This window comes from Pedobacter gandavensis (genome assembly GCF_032677645.1).
Lineage (GTDB): Bacteria > Bacteroidota > Bacteroidia > Sphingobacteriales > Sphingobacteriaceae > Pedobacter > Pedobacter gandavensis_A.
This window is the reverse complement of sequence record NZ_JAVTSB010000005.1, coordinates 355,717-380,701: the sequence shown is the minus strand read 5'-3', so window position 1 is coordinate 380,701 and position 24,985 is coordinate 355,717. Positions and strand designations below refer to the sequence as shown.

Annotated in this window: 14 protein-coding genes; 9 read left to right on the top strand and 5 right to left on the bottom strand. The window is 43.8% G+C overall.

The window, feature by feature from the left end; translation table 11 throughout:
* Nucleotides 1–24: 24 nt before the first annotated feature.
* Nucleotides 25–1,998, bottom strand: coding sequence for a heparin-sulfate lyase HepC (gene hepC / locus R2Q66_RS10915; RefSeq protein ID WP_316748767.1), 1,974 nt, complete (start codon nt 1,996–1,998; stop codon nt 25–27).
* Between the two features lie 21 nt (nt 1,999–2,019).
* On the bottom strand, nt 2,020–3,222 hold the full coding sequence (locus tag R2Q66_RS10910; RefSeq protein WP_316748765.1) for a glycoside hydrolase family 88 protein: 1,203 nt from the start codon (nt 3,220–3,222) through the stop codon (nt 2,020–2,022).
* 262 nt (nt 3,223–3,484) lie between these two features.
* Between R2Q66_RS10910 and R2Q66_RS10905 the strand changes: the two genes are divergently transcribed.
* The 7 genes from R2Q66_RS10905 to R2Q66_RS10875 are packed head-to-tail and all read left to right on the top strand — an operon-like array spanning nt 3,485 to nt 18,151.
* Nucleotides 3,485–4,180, top strand: coding sequence for a ferritin-like domain-containing protein (locus R2Q66_RS10905; protein WP_316748763.1), 696 nt, complete (start codon nt 3,485–3,487; stop codon nt 4,178–4,180).
* Between the two features lie 3 nt (nt 4,181–4,183).
* Complete coding sequence (locus tag R2Q66_RS10900) at nt 4,184–5,104, top strand: ferritin-like domain-containing protein (RefSeq protein ID WP_316748761.1); 921 nt, start codon at nt 4,184–4,186, stop codon at nt 5,102–5,104.
* 21 nt (nt 5,105–5,125) lie between these two features.
* Nucleotides 5,126–8,272 carry a TonB-dependent receptor gene (locus R2Q66_RS10895; RefSeq protein WP_316748759.1) on the top strand — a complete coding sequence of 1,049 codons (3,147 nt, stop codon included), beginning with the start codon at nt 5,126–5,128 and terminating at the stop codon, nt 8,270–8,272.
* Between the two features lie 11 nt (nt 8,273–8,283).
* The gene (locus R2Q66_RS10890) at nt 8,284–9,915 is read left to right on the top strand and encodes a RagB/SusD family nutrient uptake outer membrane protein (RefSeq protein ID WP_316748757.1); all 1,632 of its coding nucleotides are present in this window, start codon (nt 8,284–8,286) and stop codon (nt 9,913–9,915) included.
* Nucleotides 9,916–9,954: 39 nt separating this feature from the next.
* Nucleotides 9,955–14,010: a two-component regulator propeller domain-containing protein gene (locus R2Q66_RS10885; protein WP_316748755.1), complete on the top strand. Its 4,056-nt coding sequence runs from the start codon at nt 9,955–9,957 to the stop codon at nt 14,008–14,010.
* A 23-nt stretch (nt 14,011–14,033) separates the two neighbouring features.
* Nucleotides 14,034–15,413: a sulfatase gene (locus R2Q66_RS10880; protein ID WP_316748754.1), complete on the top strand. Its 1,380-nt coding sequence runs from the start codon at nt 14,034–14,036 to the stop codon at nt 15,411–15,413.
* A gap of 26 nt (nt 15,414–15,439) precedes the next feature.
* On the top strand, nt 15,440–18,151 hold the full coding sequence (locus R2Q66_RS10875; protein WP_316748752.1) for a DUF4962 domain-containing protein: 2,712 nt from the start codon (nt 15,440–15,442) through the stop codon (nt 18,149–18,151).
* Between the two features lie 107 nt (nt 18,152–18,258).
* Here the strand turns inward: R2Q66_RS10875 and R2Q66_RS10870 are convergent, their stop codons facing one another.
* The gene (locus tag R2Q66_RS10870) at nt 18,259–19,107 is read right to left on the bottom strand and encodes a hypothetical protein (protein WP_316748750.1); all 849 of its coding nucleotides are present in this window, start codon (nt 19,105–19,107) and stop codon (nt 18,259–18,261) included.
* Between the two features lie 235 nt (nt 19,108–19,342).
* Here R2Q66_RS10870 and R2Q66_RS10865 point away from each other — a divergent pair, with 235 nt between their 5' ends.
* Nucleotides 19,343–21,688 carry a mechanosensitive ion channel family protein gene (locus tag R2Q66_RS10865; RefSeq protein WP_316748748.1) on the top strand — a complete coding sequence of 782 codons (2,346 nt, stop codon included), beginning with the start codon at nt 19,343–19,345 and terminating at the stop codon, nt 21,686–21,688.
* Between the two features lie 15 nt (nt 21,689–21,703).
* Here R2Q66_RS10865 and R2Q66_RS10860 read toward each other — a convergent pair whose 3' ends face one another.
* Together R2Q66_RS10860 and R2Q66_RS10855 are read right to left on the bottom strand one after the other, a co-directional pair.
* Nucleotides 21,704–22,255 (bottom strand): hypothetical protein, encoded by a 552-nt coding sequence (locus R2Q66_RS10860; RefSeq protein ID WP_316748746.1) that lies wholly within the window; start codon nt 22,253–22,255, stop codon nt 21,704–21,706.
* Between the two features lie 162 nt (nt 22,256–22,417).
* Nucleotides 22,418–23,014 carry a hypothetical protein gene (locus R2Q66_RS10855; RefSeq protein ID WP_316748744.1) on the bottom strand — a complete coding sequence of 199 codons (597 nt, stop codon included), beginning with the start codon at nt 23,012–23,014 and terminating at the stop codon, nt 22,418–22,420.
* Between the two features lie 142 nt (nt 23,015–23,156).
* Between R2Q66_RS10855 and R2Q66_RS10850 the strand changes: the two genes are divergently transcribed.
* Nucleotides 23,157–24,962, top strand: coding sequence for a right-handed parallel beta-helix repeat-containing protein (locus tag R2Q66_RS10850; RefSeq protein WP_316748742.1), 1,806 nt, complete (start codon nt 23,157–23,159; stop codon nt 24,960–24,962).
* Nucleotides 24,963–24,985 lie beyond the last annotated feature (23 nt).

Genomic DNA, 24,985 nt, shown 5'->3' with positions numbered 1-24,985 from the left:
CGCAGATGCTGGCTTGTATAAGGATTATAGTGTCGCTTTTACAGTTTGCTGTTTCCCATTAATAGTCAGACTCAGGTTGATGATGCCTTTTTCAAAGTCATTTCCTTTATTCTCTTTGATGGTGATTTCAGGCGCAGTGTTCCCCTCATAAGGATAAACGATGCTGATAAACTGCTGCGTATTCCCATCCTTTTTCGCCTTTTCGAAGACAAAAGCAGGTCTGCTAACTTCCGTTCTGTATTGATAAGAAACTTTTCCTTCTTCTTCTGATAAGACCACCGGATCTGTGTTTAGCGATTGGATTAAAAGATTGTTTCCATCAGTATAGCTGGTGTTTACCAGATTTTTAACCGTGTTAAAAACCGGTTTACTATCTTCTCTGAGCTGGAAATGTACTCCTAACTTACCGGTCGCTTTACCAATTGCTTTATCGATGATTAAAAAGTATTGCTGGTTGATGAACAGCACACTGCGTTGGTGGTTTAAGCCCGCATAACTCGGATTCGTATAAGTTAAAATATCCAGGGCTTTACCTGTTGACCATTTGTCTTGTTTCGCTTTGGTGATCACCATATTCTGGTTATCGAGTGTTAAAGTCTGGTGAACTTTAGTCTGACGGTAAGTTTCTCTTAGTTTATTGATTTCGGCATCGCCGCTGTACACGTAAACGCCAGCATCCGGTGTGAAATTCCTTCCCTTTACCCAAAGTTCAAAAGTCCCGTTATCCGGCTGTGCATGAAATTCTCCCGGCGGACTAGCCTTCAACACCATGACCGTTGACTCCGCATTCCATCCGTTTCTAAACGTATAGAAACCGGCCGTTGTTAAGCCATTAGATAAATTGGCCGGCAGTGTTCCTTCGGCACCTTCAGTTGCAAAATATTTGATCAGTTCATTTTTAGGAAAGGCTTTAGACCAGGTTTGAAACTGCTTCACTCTTCCGGCTTTTTCTACTAACCAGGAATCCCCGAACATCGGGTAATTATAGTCGGGGAAGGAGATGTTGGCTAAAGCGACAATCATATCTTCTACGGTTTTGCTGTAGCTTTCAGGGAATTCCTTTTCCACTCCGGCCATCTTTGCGGCATTATAAGCTTTCAAAAAGATGTCTATAGCAGCCACATGGTAGGTTGGCGACAACTCAAACTGCATTCCATCCGGGTATACCTGTTTTTTAATCTCTGTATTTAATACCGTGATTCCGCTTTTTCTCCATTCCGGGGCATCTTTAAACTCCGGAAAGAAAGAACCGGCAAAAAGTAGGCGTTGCGCTTCAAACAAGAGGTGATTACCCAATTTGGAATAGTGCAAAGGGATATAACTGGCTTGCTGATGATAGCTTTTTAGAAATTCGAGCAAGAAAGCAGGTGTAAAATCAGGGGAAGGCAGGAACAGATTAAACGTTCCCGGTAGGCTTTGAACACGTTCTGACACCTCTAAAGGGCGCCAGGCATAGCGGTCATTATCGGCAGATAATCCCAAAGGGTTTTTGCGGGCCCAGTCGCGGAACTGATATACCCATTCTTTGGCATAACGCTCATCACCACTGCTCCGGTAGGCCATACCCATAGGCTGCCACCAATACACCCGGTGTAGCTGCCAGCGTACTTCATTGTCTTTTACCGGCCACATTTGCCAGTTGATGTCTTTCCCGTAATCAAAGAAGCCATAGCCTTTATGGGGCTGGAATTTATGCTCCAGGGCATTGTTGGCTTTCAATAGATTGGCTGCACCAACGTTTTTCCCTTTAAAGCGGGCTTCATCACCCAGGTTAAACTCCGGGTGTCTCACAGCTTTACGATTCCGGTAATAGCGGAGTAATTCTGCGGCTGCGGCAGGGTAATCACCAGCTACAAAAAGCTGATTGGTTTTTTCCAATCCGGGGTAGGACAGGTTAATTGCTTCGAAGTCTTTTTTCGAAATCACCGGTTCCTGTGCAAAGCTGGTTTGTAAGGAAAAGACTAAAGCAAGCGGTACGAGTATTTTTTTTAGGTTCATCAGGTGGACAAATTAACTGATTTAAAGTTTGATTTTTTTAATTTCTGCATAACGATTCAATGCTTCCAGGTAGTAATAATCGGCATAATCCAATGGCGTGTCGATTTCAGAATTGTAAAGGAAGGCACCTACACTATGTTTCAGGATGAATAACCCATTTTCGCCTGGTTTGGCGAGGTAAGTATCGGAGGATAATGATTTCAGGATTTCTTCAGCATAGTCCATATATTTTTTACCATCCTTTACCTGAGTACTCAGGTTGAGCAGGGCGGAGGCAATCACAGCGGCTGCCGAAGCATCTCTTGGTGCCGGTTGTGCGACATCCATCGCATTGTGGACATCAAAATCCCAGACCGGGATCTTATCTTTCGGCATGCGGGGATGGTTCATGATAAAGGAGGCAATGCGCTCTGCATGAGTCAGAAACGCTTTGTCTTTGCTGTTTGCGTAACACATGGTGTAGCCATATAAGCCCCAGGCCTGGCCACGTGCCCAGGCAGACTCATCAGTTAGGCCCTGATGGGTCACTTTGCGCAATACCTTTCCGGTTTTAGCATCGTAATCTACCACATGGTAAGAACTGTAATCCTTTCTGAAATGGTTTTTTAGGGTTGTTGTGGCATGGGTACTTGCGGCTCCCGCATAGGCTGGTTTGTTAAATTCCTTTGCTGCCCAGTACAGATATTCCAGGTTCATCATATTGTCGATAATGACCGGAAATTTCCATGGTTCGAAATCCCAGGAACGGATGACGCCAACTTTAGGGTTAAACCGGGCGAAAAGATGTTGCGCACCATCTGCTAATGCAGGAAGGTATATCTGATCAGCCGTAAGGCGGTAAGCGTTTCCATAAGAGCAATACAGCATGAAACCCAGATCATGCGTGTCTTTGAGGTATCGGACAGAATCCAGGGCTAAAGTGAAGCGTTTTGCCTGATCAGCCAGTTTTTTGTCGCCGGTAAGCTGATAACCATACCAGAGTGATCCAGGGAAAAATCCGGTTGTCCAGTCTTTATAAGGCGCCAGTCTCACCGTACCATCCGGATTAACCGAGCGCGGGTTTTTACCAGGTGTATACGTGTTTGCAGCTTTGTTTAACTGATAGCTAATCAGGTCTGTTGTCTTTTTTAACCATTGTAAGGAATCAACGTCTTTTGTGGGCTTGGCGGCGCAAGTCAACGCAAAAACAGACGCTGCTAAAAACAGGCTGAATGTTTTATTCATAGTTTAAATATTTGGATTTTGGTTCAATTGCTTGTAGCAGTGAAGGTAGGAGGGCTGTAGATAACAGGCTTTTGAATTTCTCCATAAATAGTTTAAAATTGATGAAGTTTCGTGGATAAAGTTTAGTTTTGGCTCGCTTTGAGGGGTTCTGAAGGATGATTCATCAAAATCAATAGCATTTTGGACGCATTTAAAACTCTGATAAGGAAGGGGTTTTTAAATTCGTTCTTAGTACCAACCAAATATTTACCTATCCTAAACTATGAACAAACTGACCTCAGCATCAACGGGGACGATTCATCGGAGGAAACTTTTTCAGTATGCGGGAACTGCATTATTAGCGGTGGCTGCTGTTGGCTGTAAAGAGAACAATCCGGTGCCTTCTACGCCCTATATAAACAAAGATTTTACCATCGACTTTAAAGACGATAACGGCCTTTTAAATTACCTCTACACGTTGGCACAACTGGAAGCGGAATTTTATACCCGGGCGGTAGCGAATTTAGCACCTGGATTTACCAGCGTACAAGCGTTGTTTGTGACCGATATCAAGGGGCATAAAATAACACATGCGGAGTTCTTCAAAACCTTTCTGGGACCTGCTGCGGTAGGGACATTGGAATTTGAATTTGCGGGTCTGGATTTCAGCAATGCGACTTCCGTATTTGGGATGGCAAAAACCATAGAAAATCTGGGATTGGCCGCTTACAACGGGGCCATCGCTAAAAGTAAGGAAGGCTATACGCTCATTCTGCTAAGTCAGATTGCTTCTGTGGAAGCCCGTCATGCGGCCTGGATCAGTTCGCAGTTACCGGATCAGGCTTTTGCGGACCTGGCAGCGTTGGAGGCATTGGGTGCAATGGCTAAGGATGGCCTTGATGTGGCCTTATCACCGGTACAGGTGTTGGCACAGGCGAAAAAATATATAACCACCAGCTTAAACGTCATAAATCTGTAGCACATGGATATTTTAAACCTGCTTAATAACCTGGAAAAGGTTGATCAAGAGCTCTATGAACGTTTGAGTCCCCGTCGCAAAGTGATGAAAGACTTTTTTACGGTCGGCAAAAAGCTTTCGCTGGCGGCATTGCCACTGGCATTGGGCTCGATGTTGCAAAAAGCATACGGACAAACCAGCAGCAATACTGCGGTGATGGATTCCCTTAATTTCCTGCTCGCTTTGGAGTATATGGAGTTTCATTTGTACAACAATGCTTTAACGGTAACGCCTGCATTGATCCCTGCGGGGGACAAGGCAGCGATTACAGCAATCCGCGATCAGGAACTGGCACATGTTAATTTATGGATACAAACGATCCAGTCGCTGAATGGTAAAGCACGTGCCATCATGCCTTATGAGGCATTCGATTATACAAAAATCAACCCCAATATCAATACCACTTACGCTACTTTTCTGCGGACAGCCATGGTGATTGAAGACCTTGGTGTTAGAGCTTATAAAGGGCAGCTGATCCCTTTAATGGAGCACAATACGGTGTTGGCAGCAGCGGCAAGGGTACATTCCCTGGAGGCGAGGCATTCAGCGCAGATCCGCCAGATGTTGAATAAACTCCAGATCGCAACCCTGAAGTTGTTGAGGCCATGGCCGGGACAGCGAAGAGCGGACAACGGTGATCTGGTTAAAGATAACTTCAACGATTCTACGATAGGCACGATGGCCCCGGTTTACGATAAAGACAGTACGGTAGCCAATAACGAGCTCAGAACCATACAGGCCGGGATTTCGTTGATTGGCATCAATGGAAAGACAGAGATTACGGTAGCTACGGCTGCGGAATCATTTGACGAGTACCTGCTGACCGTTTCTGCAAAGAAAGCCGCCAACGATTTGTTCATCAGAGCTGGATATAAGCTCATCTAACGATACGAAATTTAACATAACATGAAAAGAACAGTACTGTTAATTTTATTGCTTTCCATTTGCACATTTACCTATGCACAGGAGGTGATTACCGTAAAAGGGGTAGTCAGGGACGGGGAGAATAAACCCATTCCGGGCGCAACCGTTTTTGAGAAAGGAACGAAAAATGGCGTGGTGACCAATAATGACGGGACTTACCGCATCAAAGTAAAATCAAATGCTAAGCTTGCTTATTCTTACCTGGGTTCTAAAACCATAGAAAAGCAAGTGGATAACCGAACCAACATAGACGCGAAGCTAACCGATGAGGCCAATAACCTGAATGAAGTGGTGGTGATTGGTTATGGAAAGGTTCAGCGTAAAGACTTAACCGGAGCAGTTTCTTCGGTAAAAGGTGAGGAGCTGTCTAAAGTTCCGGTTCAGAATGTGGCGAATGCTTTGGTGGGTCGTGTGGCCGGACTGCGGGTTTCTGCGGATGATGGAACGCCGGGAAGTACACCTTCAATTACCTTACGTGGAGGGGGTTCTATTACCCAGAGTAATGAACCACTTTATGTGATTGATGGGGTGCCACAAACCGATGGACTGAGTTTTCTGGACCCTAATGATGTAGAAAGTATCGATGTTTTAAAAGATGCCTCGGCCACGTCGATCTATGGCGCAAGAGGAGCTAACGGCGTAATTCTGGTGACTACAAAGCAATTGAAAGCCGGGAAGATGACCATCGGTTACGATATGTTTTATGGCGCTAAAAAAGCCAACAAATATATACCAGTGCTTAATCCGGTGGATTTTTCGGTGTTGATGTATGAGAAGTTTGGTCTGGATGCAGATAAACTGGCTGGTGTACAAAGTGTGTTCGGCAATTTCGCTGATTTACCGGCTATCTATGCCAACAGAAAAGGAATCAACTGGCAGGAAGAAATGTTTGGCGAATGGTCTAATACGCAATACCATAAGATTAGTATTGCCGGTGGACAAAGCGACACCCGTTTCAACATGTTTTATTCGAGAGGGGATGATCAGGGGCTGATTCAGCCAGGTGGCTCTATCAAGAATGTAGCGAAATTGAGTCTGTTGCATAACGTGAGTAAAAAACTGAAACTGACAGGTATTGTCAATTATAGCGACCAGAAGATTACCGGTTTCGGAACCCGTGAAGGTGGCGACCGTTTCAATGCCCTGATCAATATGTTTCAATACAGACCTATCAGCGACCGGAATTCCAGCGATGAGGCGTTTTTAGAGCTGGATAATGATCCATCCATAGATGTAAATGCAATTCCGATTCAGAATCCGAAGACCAATGCGGAATCGCAATTCAGGGAGTCTTTAAACCGGACCTTGAACTTTAGCGCCTCAGTAGACTATAATTTTGCGCCACATTTTACTTACCGCGGATTGGTATCAGCCAGGATTTCTGATGTTAAACTGAAAACATTCAGCGATGCAAGGTCTATTATGGCCAAAAGGAGCGGGGGACCTTTCGGGGCAATTTCGCAGTCGGACAATACCGGTTATAATTACAACAACACGGTGACCTATGACAACACTTTTAACAAAATCCATAAGCTGACACTGTTGTTGGGTCAGGAGCAGCAATATTCGGCTAAGGAAAGTTTTACTGCCAGTAACAGTAAGTTTCCATCGGTTAATCTTGGTTTAGGCAATATCGCCCTGGGCACTACGCCGGGAATTCCTACCTCGATTGAGGAAGCAGAGGATATGCTGTCGTTCTTTACCCGGGCCAACTATATCTACAAAGAGAAGTACATTTTTACCGCTACTTTAAGAGCAGATGGTTCTTCGAAGTTTGGCGATAACAACAAATGGGGTTATTTCCCTTCCGCTGCATTCGCCTGGCGGGCCATCGAAGAGAATTTCCTGAAGAATGTGAAGTTCCTTTCTGATGCCAAACTGCGCTTAAGTTATGGGGCTGCCGGAAACAACAGGATCGACAATTATTTAATGATCAGCCAGCTGGCGAGTGGGAATTATCCGCTGAATAACAACAACAGCATTACCATTTATCCGAATAATATTGAAAACAATAACCTGAAATGGGAAACCACTACTTCTTTAAATATCGGTCTGGATCTGGGCTTTTTTAAACAACGCCTGGGCATTACGATTGATGCTTACGACAACCGGACCAAAGATTTGTTGCTAGCCGCACAGGTGCCTTATATCAGTGGCTTTGCCACGCAGGTCGTTAACATCGGTTCTACCTCTAATAAGGGAATTGAGCTGAGTTTGAACAGCCTGAATGTGAAAAACAAGAATTTCTCCTGGAACAGCGCTTTAAATATGGCCTGGAATCAGAATAAAGTACTGGCCCTGAGTGATGGGGAGAACCGTAGGTTAAGTAACAGCTGGAATGCACAAAACGACTATCTGGTGGAAGTAGGTAGCGCTTTAGGCTTAATGTATGGCTATAAGTCTGCTGGTATCTATCAGGTTAGTGATTTCGACTACAATCCGGCTACAAATAACTATACTTTAAAGGCTGGGTTGCCGGTAGATGTGAATTATGCCGCGCAACCAGGCTATCAGAAGCTGGTAGATTTAAACGGGGATGGCCAGATCAATCCGGACGATAGAACGGTGATCGGGAATGGTATTCCTAAGTTTACTGGGGGCTTTAACAATACCTTTTCTTACAAAGGAATTGATTTAAGCGTGTTCCTGAACTGGTCTTCCGGGAGCAATGTTTACAACGCAAACCGTTTGCAGATGAGCACCAATGTAACTGCTTACACCAACACGTTAGGTGTATTTAAAGACCGCTGGACTACCATCGACGGCAATGGTGTTAAAGTGAATACGCCAGCTGCGCTGGCCGCTTTAAACAACGGAAAAACCATTCCGAGGTTTGATGGCTATGGCACTACACCCCGCTTTAATGATCTTCTTGTAGAAGATGCTTCGTTTTTAAGAATTAACAACGTGAGTCTGGGCTATACCTTGCCTAAAGAATGGATTTCGAAGGTTAAAATCAACAGCCTGAGGGTGTATGTAACCGGGTATAATTTATACGTTTTTGACAAATATTCTGGTTATGATCCTGAGGTTAGCACCAGCAGTATTGGTGGTTTAACACCAGGCGTAGATTTCGGTGGCTATCCACGCAGCAGGTATTTTGTAGCTGGTCTGAATATTTCATTATAACAATTTCCATCATGAGAACAACATTCAATATATACCGTACCAATGGCTTGAAATTACTGCTGCTGATTGGGCTGCTTGCTAATTTCTCCGCTTGTAAAAAAGCACTGACCGAAGAACCTAAATCTGTTTTTGATGCGGAGCAGTTCTTTAATACCGCGGCTGAAGCGGATTTAGCCACCTTAGGCGTGTATCAAAGCATGTGTAACCAGAATACGCTGGGATTTTACTCCGCTATTCTTTATGAAAACGACAATGATATTGCACAGGTCAGGGATGTGGTGACTTCCGATTTTCGTGGGGTAGCGCATTATGCGGTGACTTCCGAATCTATTTATACCCAGGGAACCTGGCAAACGTATTATGAGGGCATCAACCGCGCCAATCTGGTGATCTCGAAGATCCCTGAAATGCCCGGGTTTAGCGATGCTGCCCAGGGTAAAATCTTAAACCGTTACCTGGGAGAAGCGAAGTTCTTACGTGGCTTTTATTACGCAGAACTGGTTCGGTTATTTGGCGATGTCCCGATCAAATTGACACCTACACGTTCTGGCGACGATCTTCGTTTGCCTAAATCAAACACCGATGAGGTGTACCAGCAGGTGATTAAGGACATGACGGAGGCCATAGCGTTGCTACCGGAAGGTAAAACCAGCGATGAGCGGATTAGCAAAATCGGAGCGAAAGGCATGTTGGCCAGGGTGGCCTTATTTGCCGCTGGATTCTCTTTAAGGCAAAATGGAAAAATGGAACAGCCGGTAAATGCCAGGGCGCTATATGAGCTAGCTCAGAAACAAAGTAAAGAGGTAATGGAATCAGGTTTATATACCTTGAACCCAAGCTTCGAGCAGTTCTTTAAGAACCAGTGTCAGCTCAAAATAGATGCCAATGAAAGTATGTTTGAAGTGGCTTTCTATAATTTAAGCGGGGCAACACCTGGCTCCAGTGTCATCGGACAATGGAATGCGCCGGCAGTTGCGGTAGGTAACGCTTATGGGCGTACCAATTCGTATGTGAAAACGACACCTTTGTTTAGGAATACCTTTGCGACGGGTGATTTAAGGAGGGATGTGGCCATTTCAACCTATCAGATTAATGCTGCCGGGCAGGCTGTGGAATATACTGCTTTGCAGGATCAGAATTACTCGCCGGGAAAATGGCGTCGCGAATATCAGTTACAACCGGCTAAAGATTTGAACAATACAGACATCAATTATGTGGTGTTGCGCTATGCAGATGTGTTGCTGATGCGCGCAGAAGTAGAGAATGAACTGAATAACGGCCCAAATGCTGCGGCTTATGAAGCCATTAATATGGTGAGAAGAAGGGCTTATGGCAAAGCGATAAATACGGCTGATCCTTTGGTAGATTTGCCAATAGGCCTCAGCAAAGCTGATTTTTTTAACCGGTTGAAAAACGAACGTGCCTGGGAACTTTGTTTTGAGGGGCTTCGTAAATATGATTTGTTGCGTTGGAATGTCTTAGGATCAAGCCTTCGTGAAACGGAAGCCGCATTGAAAGCCTATAGAAGCACTTATCCATACATTGCCGGAACCATGTTTAAAGAAGGTAAACATGAATTGTTTCCAATCCCTTTAAGGGAAATTGACCTGAATAAAAAACTGGTTCAGAATCCTGGTTACTAAGTTGTAATTTAGCTTATTGTTGATATGATATTGGGTAAAATGAAAAGGCTTGTAGTGTTTGTTTTTTTGATGGTAATGGGCCATTTTGTGTTTGCACAGCAGGGAGCGAAGCAATTCCGGAACATTTCAGTAGATAAGGGGCTTTCGCAAAGTACGGTTTTTGCCATGAAACAGGATACCCTTGGTTTTCTCTGGGTGGGCACGCAAGATGGTTTAAACCGGTACGACAGCAAGAATTTCAAGACCTACCGCCCGGTTAAGGGCCAGGAAAACAGTCTGCAATCTTATTATATCCGTAGCCTTTTCCTGGACCATAGCGGGAGTTTATGGGTAGGTGGAAATCAGGGCATCAGCAGGTACGATGATCAAAAAGATAGCTTCATCAATTACAAATTACCACATCGGGTTGGGGAGTGGTATATCTGCTCTATGACCGAGGATGCGAACCATAATATCTGGGCAGTATCTATTGCAGGAGATGTTTTTTGCCTCAAAGCAGGTGCTGAACAGTTTGTTACGATGAACCTGAATACCCTGGCGCATGGGGTTAAAAACATTTCCTGGATCGGGAACTGGAAGCACAATATGTTGCTGGCTACGGATGTAGGGCTTTTTGAGATCCAGGCCAACACGAATGCTTTGCGTAAAATAGTGCTAGGCGTAGATAAGCCTTATATCAGCGATGTTTTTGTGGATCAGAATGATTTATGGATCGCCACAGAAGGGCATGGATTATTGCGTTATGATGTTAAAACCAAAGAAAGTAAATCTTTTGTGCATCAGCCGGGGAAGAACAGCGTAGCGGATGATAATATCCGCTCTATTGCGAAAGATGCAGAGGGAAACCTTTGGCTGGGCACTTTCAGGGGACTTTCGATCTTAAAGCTTGCTGATTTTAGCTTCGATAATTACTACCACCAGCTTTCCAATCCTTTGACAATTGGTCAGAATTCGGTACGCTTTGTGTATCGCGACAAGCAAAAGGGCATGTGGCTGGGCACCTATTATGGTGGCATCAGTTATTACCATAAAGACGATATCAAGTTTAACCTGCTGAGTCAGAATACGGGTAAACCTTCCCTCAATGATGAGGTGATTAGTGCCATAAAACAGGATAAGAACGGGAATTTCTGGATTGGAACCAATAATAATGGGATCAATTACTGGAATCCGGAGAAACGTACCATCATTTATTTTACTGCGCAGGAGAATAACCCAGCCACTTTAAGTTCGAATAACATTAAAGCAATCAATTTTGATGCGGATGGGAATGTTTTAATTGGCACCCATAAAGGTGGATTAAACGTGCTGAACCCTGGTACAGGGCAGATCAAAAGATACCTGCATCAGCCAAATGATCCGAATAGTATTGCCGGTGATCTGGTTTACAGTATTTTAAAAGATGATAAAGGGCGGATTTGGATAGGTACACGTTCCGGTCTGGATCAGTTTATACCCAAATCACAGAAGTTTGTCCATGTTACGGCAGATAAAGCGGGTAAAAGGCTGGTTTCTGATGACATTACCTGTCTGTTTCAGGATAGTCAGGGGAGAATCTGGATCGGTACTACGAATGGGGTTTCCCAGTTTTATCCGGATAATATGCTCTTTGGAAATATCGGCGATGGTACCTTGAGCGAGGATATCGTGAACTGTATTGCGGAAGATAAAAAGAAGCGGATCTGGATGGGAACACGGGATGGTTTAAGCCTTTATGACGAAGGAAAACGGTCTTTTATATCTTTTAAGAACAGGAAGGGCTTTTTAGCAGGTACTATTTATGGCATACAGCCGGATGATGAGGGGAATTTATGGATTTCTACCAACAGCGGTTTGCTAAAGTTCAACCCGGATAGTTATGCGGTACAGGTTTTTGATGAACGCGACGGCTTGCAGAACAATCAGTTTAATGAGTACTCTTTCTGTAAAGCGAAGGATGGGATGTTGCTTTTTGGGGGGATTAAGGGGATTTCCTATTTCTATCCTGCTGCTTTGAAACAGCAACCTTTATCGTTAAAACTGAACTTTACGGCTTTAGAGGTTTTCAATAGAAACATGACCACAGCGGATGGGACGGGTATTTTGAGCAAACACATTGACCAGGTGGAAAGTCTGGAGTTACGTCCGGACGACAAGCAGTTCAGCGTGTTTTTTAATACTTTCAATTATATCTCCACCAACAGAACGCATTACTATTACCAGCTGGAAGGCTTCGACCGGACCTGGCAGGAAACGGATGATTTTAAGGCAAGTTACAGCAATTTGCCACATGGTCGTTACGTGTTGAACGTTAAAGCGGTAGGACCTAACGGGGAGATCAGTCCGGTTAGAAGCCTGGAGATTATCGTGTTGCCACCCTGGTATAAAACTCTTTGGTTTTACTTTGCCCTGCTGCTGGTTGTTGGTATAGCGGCTTATATGGCTTACCGGATCTTTACAGAAAGAATGAAGGCCCTGGATCAGCTTAAACTGGCACAACTGGATAAAGAAAAACTGCAATACATTAACCAGATGAAGATGGACTTCTTTACTAATGTATCTCATGAGTTACGGACGCCTTTGACCCTGATTCTGGCCCCTTTAGAGGAGTTAATTAAAAAAACTGCTTTGGATAAGGTCTTTGGGAAGAAGCTGGATTTGATGATGGTTAATGCAAAAAGACTGTATAATCTGGTGGATCAGTTATTCGAGTTCCGGAAAACGGAAATGGGCACCAGACAACTGAAAGTGACTAGATCTGACCTGGTGAGTTTTGTACACGAAATTTATGAGTCCTTCCAGCCGCTTGCTGAAAAGAACAAACTGAAGTATGTTTATCAGGCTTCCGAAGCAAAATTATCTTGCTACTTTGACCAGGATGCGATGGAAAAGATTTTGTTTAACCTCTTGTCTAATGCCTTTAAATACACGGCTGCCGGGGATAAGATCAGCATTGAACTGCGGACAAAAAATGAAGAGGTGTACCTGAAGATTACGGATACCGGCCTGGGCATTCCTGAAGAAGAATTGCCAAAGGTGTTTGATCAGTTTTATCAGGTGAACAACAAGGAAATGAATCTGGGTTCTGGGGTTGGTCTGGCTTTTACCAAACGTTTGGTGGAGTTACACCATGGCCGGATTATGGTAGAAAGTGCGCCGGGAAAAGGAAGCAGTTTTACGGTGGTTATTCCTTTGTCGGAGGCGGTTTATAAAGATGATTTAGGTCCGGAGCGGGTTTATGAACTTTCTACGGTTTCTGATCCGGATTCAGTTGTAGCTTCGGATTCTGGTTTAGACGCGGGTTGCCCTAAAGAGGAATTAAAAGCAAGCGGGGAGGCTACAAAGGATAAGCGGTTTAAATTGCTGATTGTAGACGATAATCAGGAAATACTGACCTATCTGGAAGATTATTTTAGTCCGGATTACCAGGTTGCATTGGCAGCTGATGCTAAGCTGGCTTTGGCCAGGTTGGAAACCGAGCAGTTTGACCTGATCATCAGCGATGTGATGATGCCTGAACTGGATGGCCTGCATTTTTGTAAAAAGATCAAGCAAAACATCAATACCTCCCATATTCCGTTGATACTTTTAACGGCCAAAAGCGAGACCAGTCAGCAGATTAAAGGTTTGGAAATGGGTGCTGATGATTATGTAACCAAGCCTTTCTCCATAGAATTGCTGGCTGCAAAGATCAGCAACCTCTTACGTTCCCGTAAACGATTAAAAGAATATTATGCGGCAAGTAAGGACATTGTGCCGGAAAACATTGCCTTTAATACCCTCGATGAGGAGTTTTTGAAAGAAGCGATTTCGATTATCGAACTCCATCTTTCAGATTCTGAGTTCTCCGTAGATAAATTTAGTAAGGAGATCGGGATGAGCAGATCTAACCTGTATCTAAAGCTGAAAGCGATTACGGGGGAATCGGTGATTGAATTCATGAAGCGCATCCGGTTTAAGAAAGCGGTAGAACTGATGGTTTCCAAAAGATATACCATCGCGCAGATCGCCTATACCTGTGGCTTTAATACGCCTTCTTATTTCTCTACGGCCTTTAAAAATCATTTCGGGGTGATGCCAAGCGAGTACCTGGACAAAATAGAAAATCTGAAATAGAACCCACGAAAAAAACTTTGTTAATGAACCTGAGAACCTTATTCAAAAATACTGTTGGCTGCTTATGCGCCTTGTTTTTTAGCAGCACTGCGATTGCGCAAACCAGCAAGCGGCCTAATATCCTGATTATCATGACAGATCAGCAAACTGCTGATGCGATGAGCAATGCAGGGAATAAAGATTTGCAGACACCGGCCATGGATCAACTGGCAAAAAACGGTGTTAAATTTACTAAAGCGTATTGCGCACAACCTTTATGCACCCCCTCGAGGACGGCTATTTTTAGCGGGAAAATGCCTTTTGAAACGGGTTTTGTGGGGAATGCGCCAGAAAAGGACGGACTTTGGGCGGATAGCTTATTGGTGATGGGCAAGATTCTTAAATCCGGAGGTTACAAGACCGGATATGTTGGGAAATGGCATTTACCGATTCCGACTGCTAAAGTGAGTCAACATGGTTTTGATTATATAGAAAATACGGATTTCCTCGATTATAACGATGCCGGTACACCTTCGTATTGCGCCCGTTTTATGAAGGAAAATAGAACCCAGCCCTTTTTGCTGGTTGCTTCATTCTTAAACCCACATGACATTTGCGAATGGGCGCGTGGCGATGCCATGAAAATGGATGTTTTAGAAAATGCACCTCCGGCTGCTGATTGTCCGGCTTTACCGGATAACTGGAGCATTACTGCGCATGAGCCGGAGCTGATCAGGGAACAGCAAAAGGTAAGTTTCAGAACTTATCCCACGGTAAACTGGACAGGGGATCAATGGCGACAATACCGCTGGGCTTACAACAGGCTGGTTGAAAAAGTAGACCATTACGTTGGGATGGTTTTGGCCTCCCTGAAAAAATACGACCTGGAAAAGAACACCATAGTCATCTTTACCGCGGATCATGGTGACGGTTATGCGGCACACCGCTGGAATCAGAAACAGGTTTTATATGAAGAGGCCTCCAGGATTCCGTTCATCATTTCTAAAATGGGCGCCTGGGAAGCCCGCACAGACGATATGTTGGTTTGCAACGGAATTGACATCATCCCCACGATTTGCGGCTTTACAGGTGTTTTAAAGCCGGCTTATTTGAAAGGCATGGATCTTAGTGAGCGGATTGCCAATCCGGCAAAAAAGCTGCGTGATACTCTAGTGATTGAAACTGATTTTGCCGATAACGAAGATTTGCTGGGAATTAGCGGCAGGGCGGTGATTACCGATGATTTTAAATACATCGTTTACAACAAGGGGGTACTTAGGGAGCAACTGTTTTCGCTTCGCAAAGACCCCGGAGAAATGAACAATCTGGCCGTAAATCCTGCTTTTAAAAAGAAGCTGCAAGGGATGCGTATGTACCTGAAAAACTGGTCTGCACGCAATGGCGATAAATTTACAGGATCCTGATAAGGGATTGATAAGCTAATATGACGATGAAAAAAATACTGACTTTACTATCCTTTTCCTGCTGGTCTATCGCTGTTTTGGCGCAACAGGAAAGCGCTGTTCTGAAAATTGATGCGGAGAAAATACATTCCAGAGTACGGGAATGGCCTTATCCTGCAAATGGAATAACGGTGCCTACAGCCTCGCCCGCCTTACTTTGGCCGGGGACCAATGGTAAAAATATGGTGTTGCCTATGGAAAGTGGCAGCGAGGTTGCAGAAGACCCGAATATCGGAAATGTGGTTTATAAGGTTCTTTTGGCTACTGATCAGGATTTTAAGAAAGATCTGATCAGCAGCGGGGAGCAACGCTGGACAGTATATCCACTGCACCAGGTTTTAAAACCTGGTCGCTGGTTTTGGAAATACGGTTATAAACTGAGAAAGAGCAGGCAATGGAGCTGGTCGCCGGTTTATGATTTTCAGGTCGGAAGACCGAATGGGACAGCGTCTGATGGAACGGTTAACGCCTCGGATATTTCCCCACCGGTCGCAGAAGTATTGAAACGTAATGAAGGACCTCATCCACGATTGTGGAATATGAACAGGATAGGCGAAGATTTTTACCGGAATAACCTCCAGAATCCGGAGGCGAAAAAGTTCATTGTATTTGCGGAGAAGTTGATGCAGGCACCTTTGCCGGAAGAGAAGCCGCAACGGGTAATTGATACGACCGGAAAAACTGCTTTAGAAAAGAAGATCATTATCGAAAGAATGTACCACGGTTTTGGTGATGCCGTAGGAAATCCGGTTCGTAACCTGTGTATCGCTTATCAATTGACTAAAGACGAAAGATTTATAAAAGATGCCAAAAGAAGGGCGCTAAGTATTGCCCGGATGGATCCTAATGGCCTGGCAACTGGTAGTGATTTCACCAGTGGTGCCGTATTGGAAGCTTTAGGCTGGTTTTATGATGCGGGCTATCAGTTCCTGTCTGCGGAAGAAAAAACTGAGCTGAGGGACATGATTACCCTGAGAGCAAGAAAAGTATATGATCATTTGCCGAATCGTTTTGAGCTGCATGTGAGTGATAACCATGTCTGGCAAATTACGTTGCGGAATCTGGCCATTGCTACTGTTGCGGTGATCAATGAGGTTCCGGAATCAAAGGAATGGATGACGTATATGTATGAAGTGTGGTCGGCAAGATTCCCGGTTTTGGGAACCACAGATGGGGGCTGGCATGAAGGTAACGGTTATTTCAGGGTGAATTTTAAGTCGATTATCTACCTTTCCCAGCTGTTTGGTGACTTTACTGGTGTTGATTATTTTAAGCTGCCATGGATGCAGAATCTGCCTTATTTTATGCTGTATACCTATCCACCGCATTCGTCTTCGACCTCTACCGGAGATATGTGGGAGAATATTCCCTATATGGTAAAAGGCCAGGCCTGGTTTGCAGAAGCGCTGACTTTTAAAATGGATAATCCTTACCTGAACTGGTATGTTTCAGAGATCAAGCGCGAAAAACCGGAGTATTTTAGGGGTACAGATGACTTTTTACTTTTCAGGTTACTGAATTACAAGCCTGAGCGGAAGCTCAGTACTTTATCGCCAACGTCACTGCCGAAAACAAGGAATTTTGCGGATGTGGGTGTTGCAGCCATGCATGAAGATTTAGGTCGTGAAGATCAGAGTCTGAGTTCGTATCTGATGAGTAGTCCTTTTGGTTCTTCGGGGCATGGTCATGCTGCTCAGAATGCCTTTACGCTAAATTATAAGGGCAAAACGATTTTCGGAGGAAGCGGTTATTACAGCAATTTTAGTGACCGTCATAACCTGTTGTATTACCGGACTTCCAGAGCTTACAATACGATACTGATCGATAGTCTGGGTCAGAAACTAGGAGAAGAAGGGTATGGCTGGATTCCCCGTACGATTTCCGGATCGCGCATTCAATATGCTTTAGGGGATGCCAGCAATGCCTATGGCGAGATTAAAAGTGATTTCTGGCTGGACAGGTTTAAACAGATCAAGCTGACACCCTCCAAAAGTAATGGCTATGGCGATGCGGGCTTAACCTTGTACCGCAGACATATGTTGCAACTGGATGGCGGTTATGTGGTCTTGTACGACGAATTAGAAGCTAAAACTCCGGTTAAATGGACCACACAGTTCCATGCGCCTTATAATACGATTGAGGCAGAGAAAACCGATGATCCGGATCAGCAGAATTTCAAAGTGATCACGGATTTGGCAGCAGTGAAGGCCAGTGTGTTTGCCAATGAACCCCTGCGTATGGTGGTTCACCATCAATTCTCAGCAGCTGCGGAGAACTGGAATAAAGTAACGAATGATGAGGGTAAGATCAAAGATTTTGTGGATCAATGGCATGCTGGTGTGACTTCTAAGCCAATGCAGAAGTTCAGGTTTTTAACGATTATCCAGGTGCAGAACGGGGAAGCTAAGTTGATTAAAAGGCTTTCTGTTGATCAGGGATTGTATCATTTGCAAATCGGTGAATGGGATATTCAGGCACAATTAGATGGCAATAAAATGCCTGCTTTGCAGGTTTCGGGGCGTAGCAGTAAGTCTTTATTTAATTATGGGAGCCTGCCGGTTCTTTTCCAGGGGAAAGCTTACCAGCCTAAAATCAAGGGCAGTTCTGCTTTACTGGAAATGGGGGCTGATGGAGATTTAAACCAGCAGGAGGTAGTAGATCAGCTACCTGATGTGGTGTTGTTTGATCGGAAACCTTAACCTGTATCTGGAATACTGAACGTTTATTTTCAGCAAGGGAGGTTATAAGCTAACTTCCCTTGCTAGATGGATGTTATATTTCCAGCAGATAAATTTTTCCGATTACCTTATTTTCGATATAATGGTGATCTTTTTAGCAAATATTCCAGTGGACTATTGTAAGATCCATCTGTGTTGGTCAGGAAAGCTTTATGACTTTGATTGTAGATACTTGCATTGTTGTCCATGTAAATATGAAGGCTTACACTCACTTCATATCGTTGTGCAGAATTGGTATAACTGGTATTGGTATTTGAAACCTTTTTGACTTTTTCTTCCTCATCTCTTTTTACTTTAGTATCAGCGCTGCCAGTTGATGTGCTGGTTTGGTATCCTTTGTTTTGAAGAATTGTACCATCAATCACATATTCTACGCCAAGTACATCGCAAATATCTTTCATGGTAAAACCCATCATTTTATCCCTGGTTAAGCCCGCCTGAAGCAATTTGGCATTGGTAGTTCTTGGATCTAGAATGGTATAGCCAGCGGAATGTTTTGATAGAAAAGTATAGGTATCTTCCTGTGCTTTATAGCCAATTTGTTCTGCTCCGGGCAGGTTGTCCATAATAAAGGTAAAGGGGAGTATGGCGATCTTGTTGTGGTGATCAACCGGTGTTGCAGACATACTGACCTGATCTTTTTGTCTGGCAGCAGCTGGTAGGGAAGGTTGACCGAAAACCTCAACTCTGCCACTGGAATGGATTATTTTCGAGATGTCAGATTTTTTAATCGTGTATTCTACCGTCTCACCAGGATAAATAAAACTGACCTCGTTTTCGTTAATTCTGGTCAGCTTACCTTTCAGCTCTTCCCCGTTGGTCTTTTGAATGATGTCTTGTTTTCCATTGGGACTGTTCTGGGCGAAGGTGTTTAATGCAAAAATTGTCGTAAAGACAAACAGGAGAATCTTTTTCATTTTAAAATGTTTTCTTGTCAGATTAAACAAGTAACGTTGCTTTTTTGATTTGCTTTTTTGAAAATAAATTAATGACGCTTTTTCCGTATTATTGGGTTTAAATAGGTTTTAGATGGTCGTTTATAAAAATATAAGTATTTGGGTTTTGTTTTTTGCGTTGGTATTCAGCATGCTGTGTACAAATGCGCAAACAAAAGATTCAGTCAGCAAATCCGTAAAACCGGACAGTTCAAAGTTGAGTTTTGTAGGCAAAATGCAGGCTTTTGCAAAGTTGTCCTCGAAAGAAAGTGCTGCGGATTTTGAAGCAGATAAAGCCGCTGCTGCTCAGATTAAGACCTTTGAGGAGATCAGCAGGACGATGCAAAAAGCAAAGACCTATCTTAAAAGTAATCTGGATACCCCGGGTACGAAGACCGAACTGAAACAGATTGAGGAAGATTTTGCTATTGCCGGCGATGGGGTATTTACCAATAAAGGAACTGCGCAAACCTTCCGGAATTTAACGGCTACCAGTAAAATTTTAGCTGAATTACTCAATAAGGCCAATTCGAGGAAGTTAAAATTAGAGATCCGCCAGCATGACCTGAGTAGTGTTCGGTATCAGCTGGACTCTTTATTGAGTGTGCCCGCCTTGTTTAAGTTTTCGACGGACTCGACCACACTGATGAAGTATCTTCAGAAAATTCAGGTGATCGCGTATGAAACCGGCCCTGTGGATACTTCATTGAAGATTGCTGCTAATAATGTTCAGACCTTGCTGAACCAGGTGAATATGACGGTGTTTAAGCTACAAAGTAGTTTAGAAGAAATTGAGTCCTACCAGCAGGAAATGGCTGGTCATACTTTCAAAAGAGAGTTTGCCAATATCTGGGAGCCTCAGGGTTTCTATCGCCCCTTTAGCGAGATTCTTGACTTCTCCAAAACAAAAGGCTTATTGACTTTCAGTTTTTATGTGGAGAATAATGCAGGTAAAATCTTTGTGTTGTTTTTGCTGATCTTAACGTCCTTTGTTTACCTGCGTTCCCTCAAAAATATCTATGTTAAAGCGAATCTGTTAAAACCTGAGCTGGAGGGGCAATTGGTACTGCGGTATCCTTTACTTTCTGCGACGCTGATTGTGATCAGTTTATTTCAGTTCTTTTTCCCTGCGCCTCCTTTTATTTTAAATGTTGTTTTCTGGACGGTATCCTGTATTTGTCTGAGCGTTATTTTTCGCGGTTATGTAAGTCGATACTGGCTTCGGGTATGGCTGGTCATGGTGTTGTTTTTTCTGCTGGCCGCAGGGGACAACCTGGTTTTACAGGCCTCCAGAATGGAGCGCTGGTTTATGCTGTTTTGCGCTATGATTGGCGTTGTGGTTGGTTTTTTCACCATGCTAAAGGGACATCAGGAGGAACTCAAGGAAAAATGGATCACCTGGGCTATCGGTTTTATGGTTTTACTGGAAGTTGCCGCTGTAATTGCCAATATGTTTGGCCGCTATAACCTGGCAAAGACTTTTTTTATCAGTGGTTTTCTGAATGTGGTGATTGCCATTCTCTTTCTCTGGACGGTGAGGTTGATTAATGAGGGCTTGCTAATGGCTTTTAATGTGTATTCGGGCCAGGATAGGAAGCTGTTTTTCCTGAATCCTGAAAAGGTAGGGAAACAAGCTCCTGCACTCTTTTATGTATTAATGGTGCTGGGCTGGCTGGTGTTGTTCGGTCGTAATTTCCCTTCATTTGACTACTTGTCGAAACCATTACTGAACTTTTTTAGCGCGGAGCGTACGCTTGGCAATTATACGTTCAGTATTAATAATATGCTCCTGTTTGTTGCCATTATGGGGACTGCCGTCCTGATTTCCAAGGTGGTTTCGTTTTTTGCTTCCGACAGGCATACTGCTTCGGGTAAAGACAATAAAGGGATTGGAAGCTGGTTGCTGTTGGTGCGGATTTCTATCCTTTGTATCGGCTTGTTCTTAGCCGTTGCCGCTGCGGGGATCCCGGTAGACCGTATTACCATTGTTTTAGGGGCTTTAGGAGTAGGTATCGGTTTTGGTTTGCAAACCTTAGTGAACAACCTGGTGAGTGGTTTGATTATCGCCTTTGAGAAGCCGGTTAATGTAGGGGATATTGTCGATATCGCCGGACAAGGCGGAACGATGAAGTCTATTGGTTTTAGAAGTAGTGTGATCTCCAATTGGGATGGCGCCGATGTAGTCGTACCTAACGGTGATATTTTAAATGCACATCTGGTGAACTGGTCGCTTGGTGGTAACCGGAAACGCCTATCCATCATGATTGGTATTGCTTATGATGCTGACCTTGAAAAAAGCAGGCAAATCCTGAAGGATATTTTAAGCAAGGACGATAGAATCAGTAAAAGCCCGGGGCCTATCGTACAGTTTGAACAGTTTAGTGATAGTGCTATTGACCTGAGAATCTATTTCTGGACGAAGCATATCGGAGAGGCTTTTGCCACGAGAAGCGACCTGATCATCGCGATTACGGCTGCTTTTAAGGAGCAGGAGGTCAAGATGCCGGTTCCGCAACAAGAGATTTATCTGCGCAATATGGATGTTCCCGGCAAAGTGGATTAAAATTCCGGAATAGGGTTAATGAGGTTTCTCCAGAAGTTCTTTCGCGAGTTTTTTGATGAAGAGGTAGTTGATGGTTCCGCCAATGACACCACCAACCACAGGTACTAACCTGCGACTTGCTTTCGCGCCTAGATTCAGAAAGATTTTCTCTGCAACCTCTTCCATGATGTTTTTGCTCAGGATCAGTTTAGTATCGGCTTTTACGGAGGAAGCGACAATTTTAAAGAACTCTTCAAAACTGATTTTATATTCGCCGGTACGGTGGTAAGAAATCGCCAGGGTGACGCGGAATTGTTGCGTAATGATGTTGATCATATCCACCGGTGTGCCAATCAGCATGGTGCCAACGCCGCCAACTCCGGTGATTAAACCTGACCCGGCTGCCATTAATGCACATTGATTCACAAATTTATCAATGCCCATGGTGTCTACACCTTTTTTGATATTGACCTGGTCTATCCGGCTAAATATCTGCTTAAAGCCACCAGAAGCAAGGTTGTTAAAGCCTTCCTTAAAATCCTTTTTTACCTTTTTAAAATTGACGTTCCTAAACGATGGTAAGTTCATATGTCTTGATTTAATACTGGTGTCTGCTCTATTTTCATGCCAGAGCTGAAGAGAGGGGGGCTGTGTCAGGAGGCTCATCGTTATGAATCAGCTGAAGACCATAAAAAAAGCGCTGATTTGTGGTCAGCGCTTTGGATCGGTAATTTGCTTTTGGGCAGTTATTTACCAGTTTAAGTAAGGATCGGCAGTTCCCAGGCCTTTTACTAATTCCTTTGGAGCAGTGGCTTCATAAACCGCTTGTACGCTCGGATTAGCAGGGTAAGTTTTTCCGTCAAATTTCATCAGGTGGTCTTTTCCATTGCTGTTCAGGACTAAATCTTTCCAACCTTTGGTGGCTGTATTACTGATCTGAATCGGGTAATTTACCACGGTAAATCTACTGATCATTTCTCCTTCCGGATTAAGCAACAGCATGGTGCAGCCGCCTGATCCGCAAAAGTTAGATCCGGTTAGTCCGACAAAAATCTCCTTTTTACCATCTTCATTGAGGTCATATTCAAACAACTTGAATTTCCTGCCTGCGCTGTCAATCAGATTTTTAGATAATTCATCCTTAAACATGGTGGTTAATTTAAGCTTCACCAGATCAACCGTCTTTTGATCCGCACTGCCTGGGCTAGTGGCCATAGTCGCTGTTGGAATTGCTGTTGTATCTGCTGTAGCTAGCGTATCGGTACTGTTTGCTTTGTTTTCAGACGAAGTGCAGCTAAATAGCAGCATCCCGCTCAGGAGACCAATAACTGGGAATTGTACTTTCATAATCTTGTTTTAAAAGGAATAAATATGGCGTTTTTGTAACATATAAAATACTTAAGTGTGTGCCACTGAATTTATGGCTCTATATCATTAAGGAGAAATTTAATACTAAGTTAGCTCCATAAATCATACCATAATTGAACCAATGAAACCAAAACTACTGATCTTATTCCTTTTTTGCATTAAAATTTCCTTTGCTCAGGATATTCATGTGAAGCAATTTGGTGTTGAACCCAACACTTTTGCCGATGTAACCGCAGGTGTTGCCAAAGCGATTGAAGCTTGTCGGAACCAACCCAATTCCAGAATTGTCTTTCCTAAAGGCAGGTATGATTTCTGGCCAGACCAGGCGCAGGAGAACATTTATTTTATCAGCAACACTTCCACTGTGGAAGAGTATGCCTCCAAAAAGATTAAGGCGGGGTTGCTGCTTAAGGGCTTGAAAAACATTACCATAGAAGGGAATAATTCCTCTTTTGTGTTTCATGGGAAAATGGCCACCTGGATTCTGGATCATTCGGAAAACATCCGGATTCAAAACCTGAGTTTTGATTATGAACGTCCGGGGATGTCGGAAATGACAATTAAAGAAATCAATCCAAACGGTGTGCTGGTAGAAGTTCACCCGGATTCTAAATTCGATATCATTGACGGCAGGCTGGAATGGTATGGCGAAAAATGGGTCAGCAAGAACTTTCATGCAATCCTGTTAAATCCGGAAACCGGTGTGACTACTTATAGTTCCTGGGACCCTTTCTTGAAAAGTACCGCCAGTATGGTTGCTCCCCGGACTGTGAAATTTATGGGAGATTTCTCCAAGTTTAAGGCGAAACCAGGAGAAGTGCTAACGGTTCGTGACCGTTTTCGCGACTATGTAGGTGCTTTTAATAACCGCTCTAAAAATATCTCTTTATCTAATGTGCATATGAATTTCATGCATGGCCTCGGGATTATCTCCCAGTTTTCTGAAAACCTCCATTACGACAGCCTTTTTGTGGAACCTGCAAAAGGCAGTGGAAGAGTCATTGCTTCTTCGGCAGATGGGACGCATTTTTCGGGTTGTAAAGGACAGATTCTTATAGAGAATTCCAGATTTAGAGGTTTACACGATGACGCGATAAATGTGCACGGTACTCATTTGAAGGTCATAGAAGTATTGTCTGGAAATCAATTGAGACTGAGGTTTATGCATGGGCAGACTTATGGTTTTGAAGCCTTTGCTCCGGGAGATAGCATCGCTTTGCTGCGGTCGAAATCATTGCAGATATTTGAGAATGGGGTGGTTAAAAGTGTAAAGCTGATCAATGAAAAGGAAGTCCTGGTGGTATTGACCAGCTCGGTTTCCTCAGCACTTAAAAGCGGAGATTTTGTAGAAAATGTGACCTGGACACCTTCGCTGACGATTAGGAATTCGAGGTTTGAGGGCTCTAATGCCCGGGGAATCTTAGTGACTACCCGCAGAAAGGTGCTGATTGAAAACAATGTTTTCTTCCGCCTGGGGATGCATGCGATTCTGATCGAAAACGATGCGCTGGGTTGGTTTGAATCCGGTCCGGTTACTGATGTAACCATCAGCAATAACGAATTTGAAGATTGTGGCTATAATTCTTATCCGGATAACTATGTGATCAATATCTTCCCTCAAAACAGGGAGCTGGTGCCGGGTTATTGGGTGCATAAAAATATCCGCATAATGAACAATACGTTTAAGGTGTACGATGATCCGATTCTTGCCGCCAGAAGTACCAATGGGTTGATTTTTAAAGGCAATAAGGTCATACAAACGAACTTTATGAAAAGAGGGGATAAAAGACCAGCGATTTTATTAACGGCAGATACGAAAGTGATCCTGAAGGATAATGATTTCGGATCGGAGAAATCTCCGCTTGTCCTGTTGCGAGATATGAAAAAGACAGACATCAAATCTGATCTGAAATTTGAGATCAGGTAAATTAAGCATAAAGCCTTCAGCTG

Coding starts and splice junctions, on each gene's coding strand:
- hepC (WP_316748767.1), bottom strand. CDS start 1,998: ATGAACCTAAAAAAAATACTCGTACCGCTTGCTTTAGTCTTTTCCTTA.
- R2Q66_RS10910 (WP_316748765.1), bottom strand. CDS start 3,222: ATGAATAAAACATTCAGCCTGTTTTTAGCAGCGTCTGTTTTTGCGTTG.
- R2Q66_RS10905 (WP_316748763.1), top strand. CDS start 3,485: ATGAACAAACTGACCTCAGCATCAACGGGGACGATTCATCGGAGGAAA.
- R2Q66_RS10900 (WP_316748761.1), top strand. CDS start 4,184: ATGGATATTTTAAACCTGCTTAATAACCTGGAAAAGGTTGATCAAGAG.
- R2Q66_RS10895 (WP_316748759.1), top strand. CDS start 5,126: ATGAAAAGAACAGTACTGTTAATTTTATTGCTTTCCATTTGCACATTT.
- R2Q66_RS10890 (WP_316748757.1), top strand. CDS start 8,284: ATGAGAACAACATTCAATATATACCGTACCAATGGCTTGAAATTACTG.
- R2Q66_RS10885 (WP_316748755.1), top strand. CDS start 9,955: ATGAAAAGGCTTGTAGTGTTTGTTTTTTTGATGGTAATGGGCCATTTT.
- R2Q66_RS10880 (WP_316748754.1), top strand. CDS start 14,034: ATGAACCTGAGAACCTTATTCAAAAATACTGTTGGCTGCTTATGCGCC.
- R2Q66_RS10875 (WP_316748752.1), top strand. CDS start 15,440: ATGAAAAAAATACTGACTTTACTATCCTTTTCCTGCTGGTCTATCGCT.
- R2Q66_RS10870 (WP_316748750.1), bottom strand. CDS start 19,107: ATGAAAAAGATTCTCCTGTTTGTCTTTACGACAATTTTTGCATTAAAC.
- R2Q66_RS10860 (WP_316748746.1), bottom strand. CDS start 22,255: ATGAACTTACCATCGTTTAGGAACGTCAATTTTAAAAAGGTAAAAAAG.
- R2Q66_RS10855 (WP_316748744.1), bottom strand. CDS start 23,014: ATGAAAGTACAATTCCCAGTTATTGGTCTCCTGAGCGGGATGCTGCTA.
- R2Q66_RS10850 (WP_316748742.1), top strand. CDS start 23,157: ATGAAACCAAAACTACTGATCTTATTCCTTTTTTGCATTAAAATTTCC.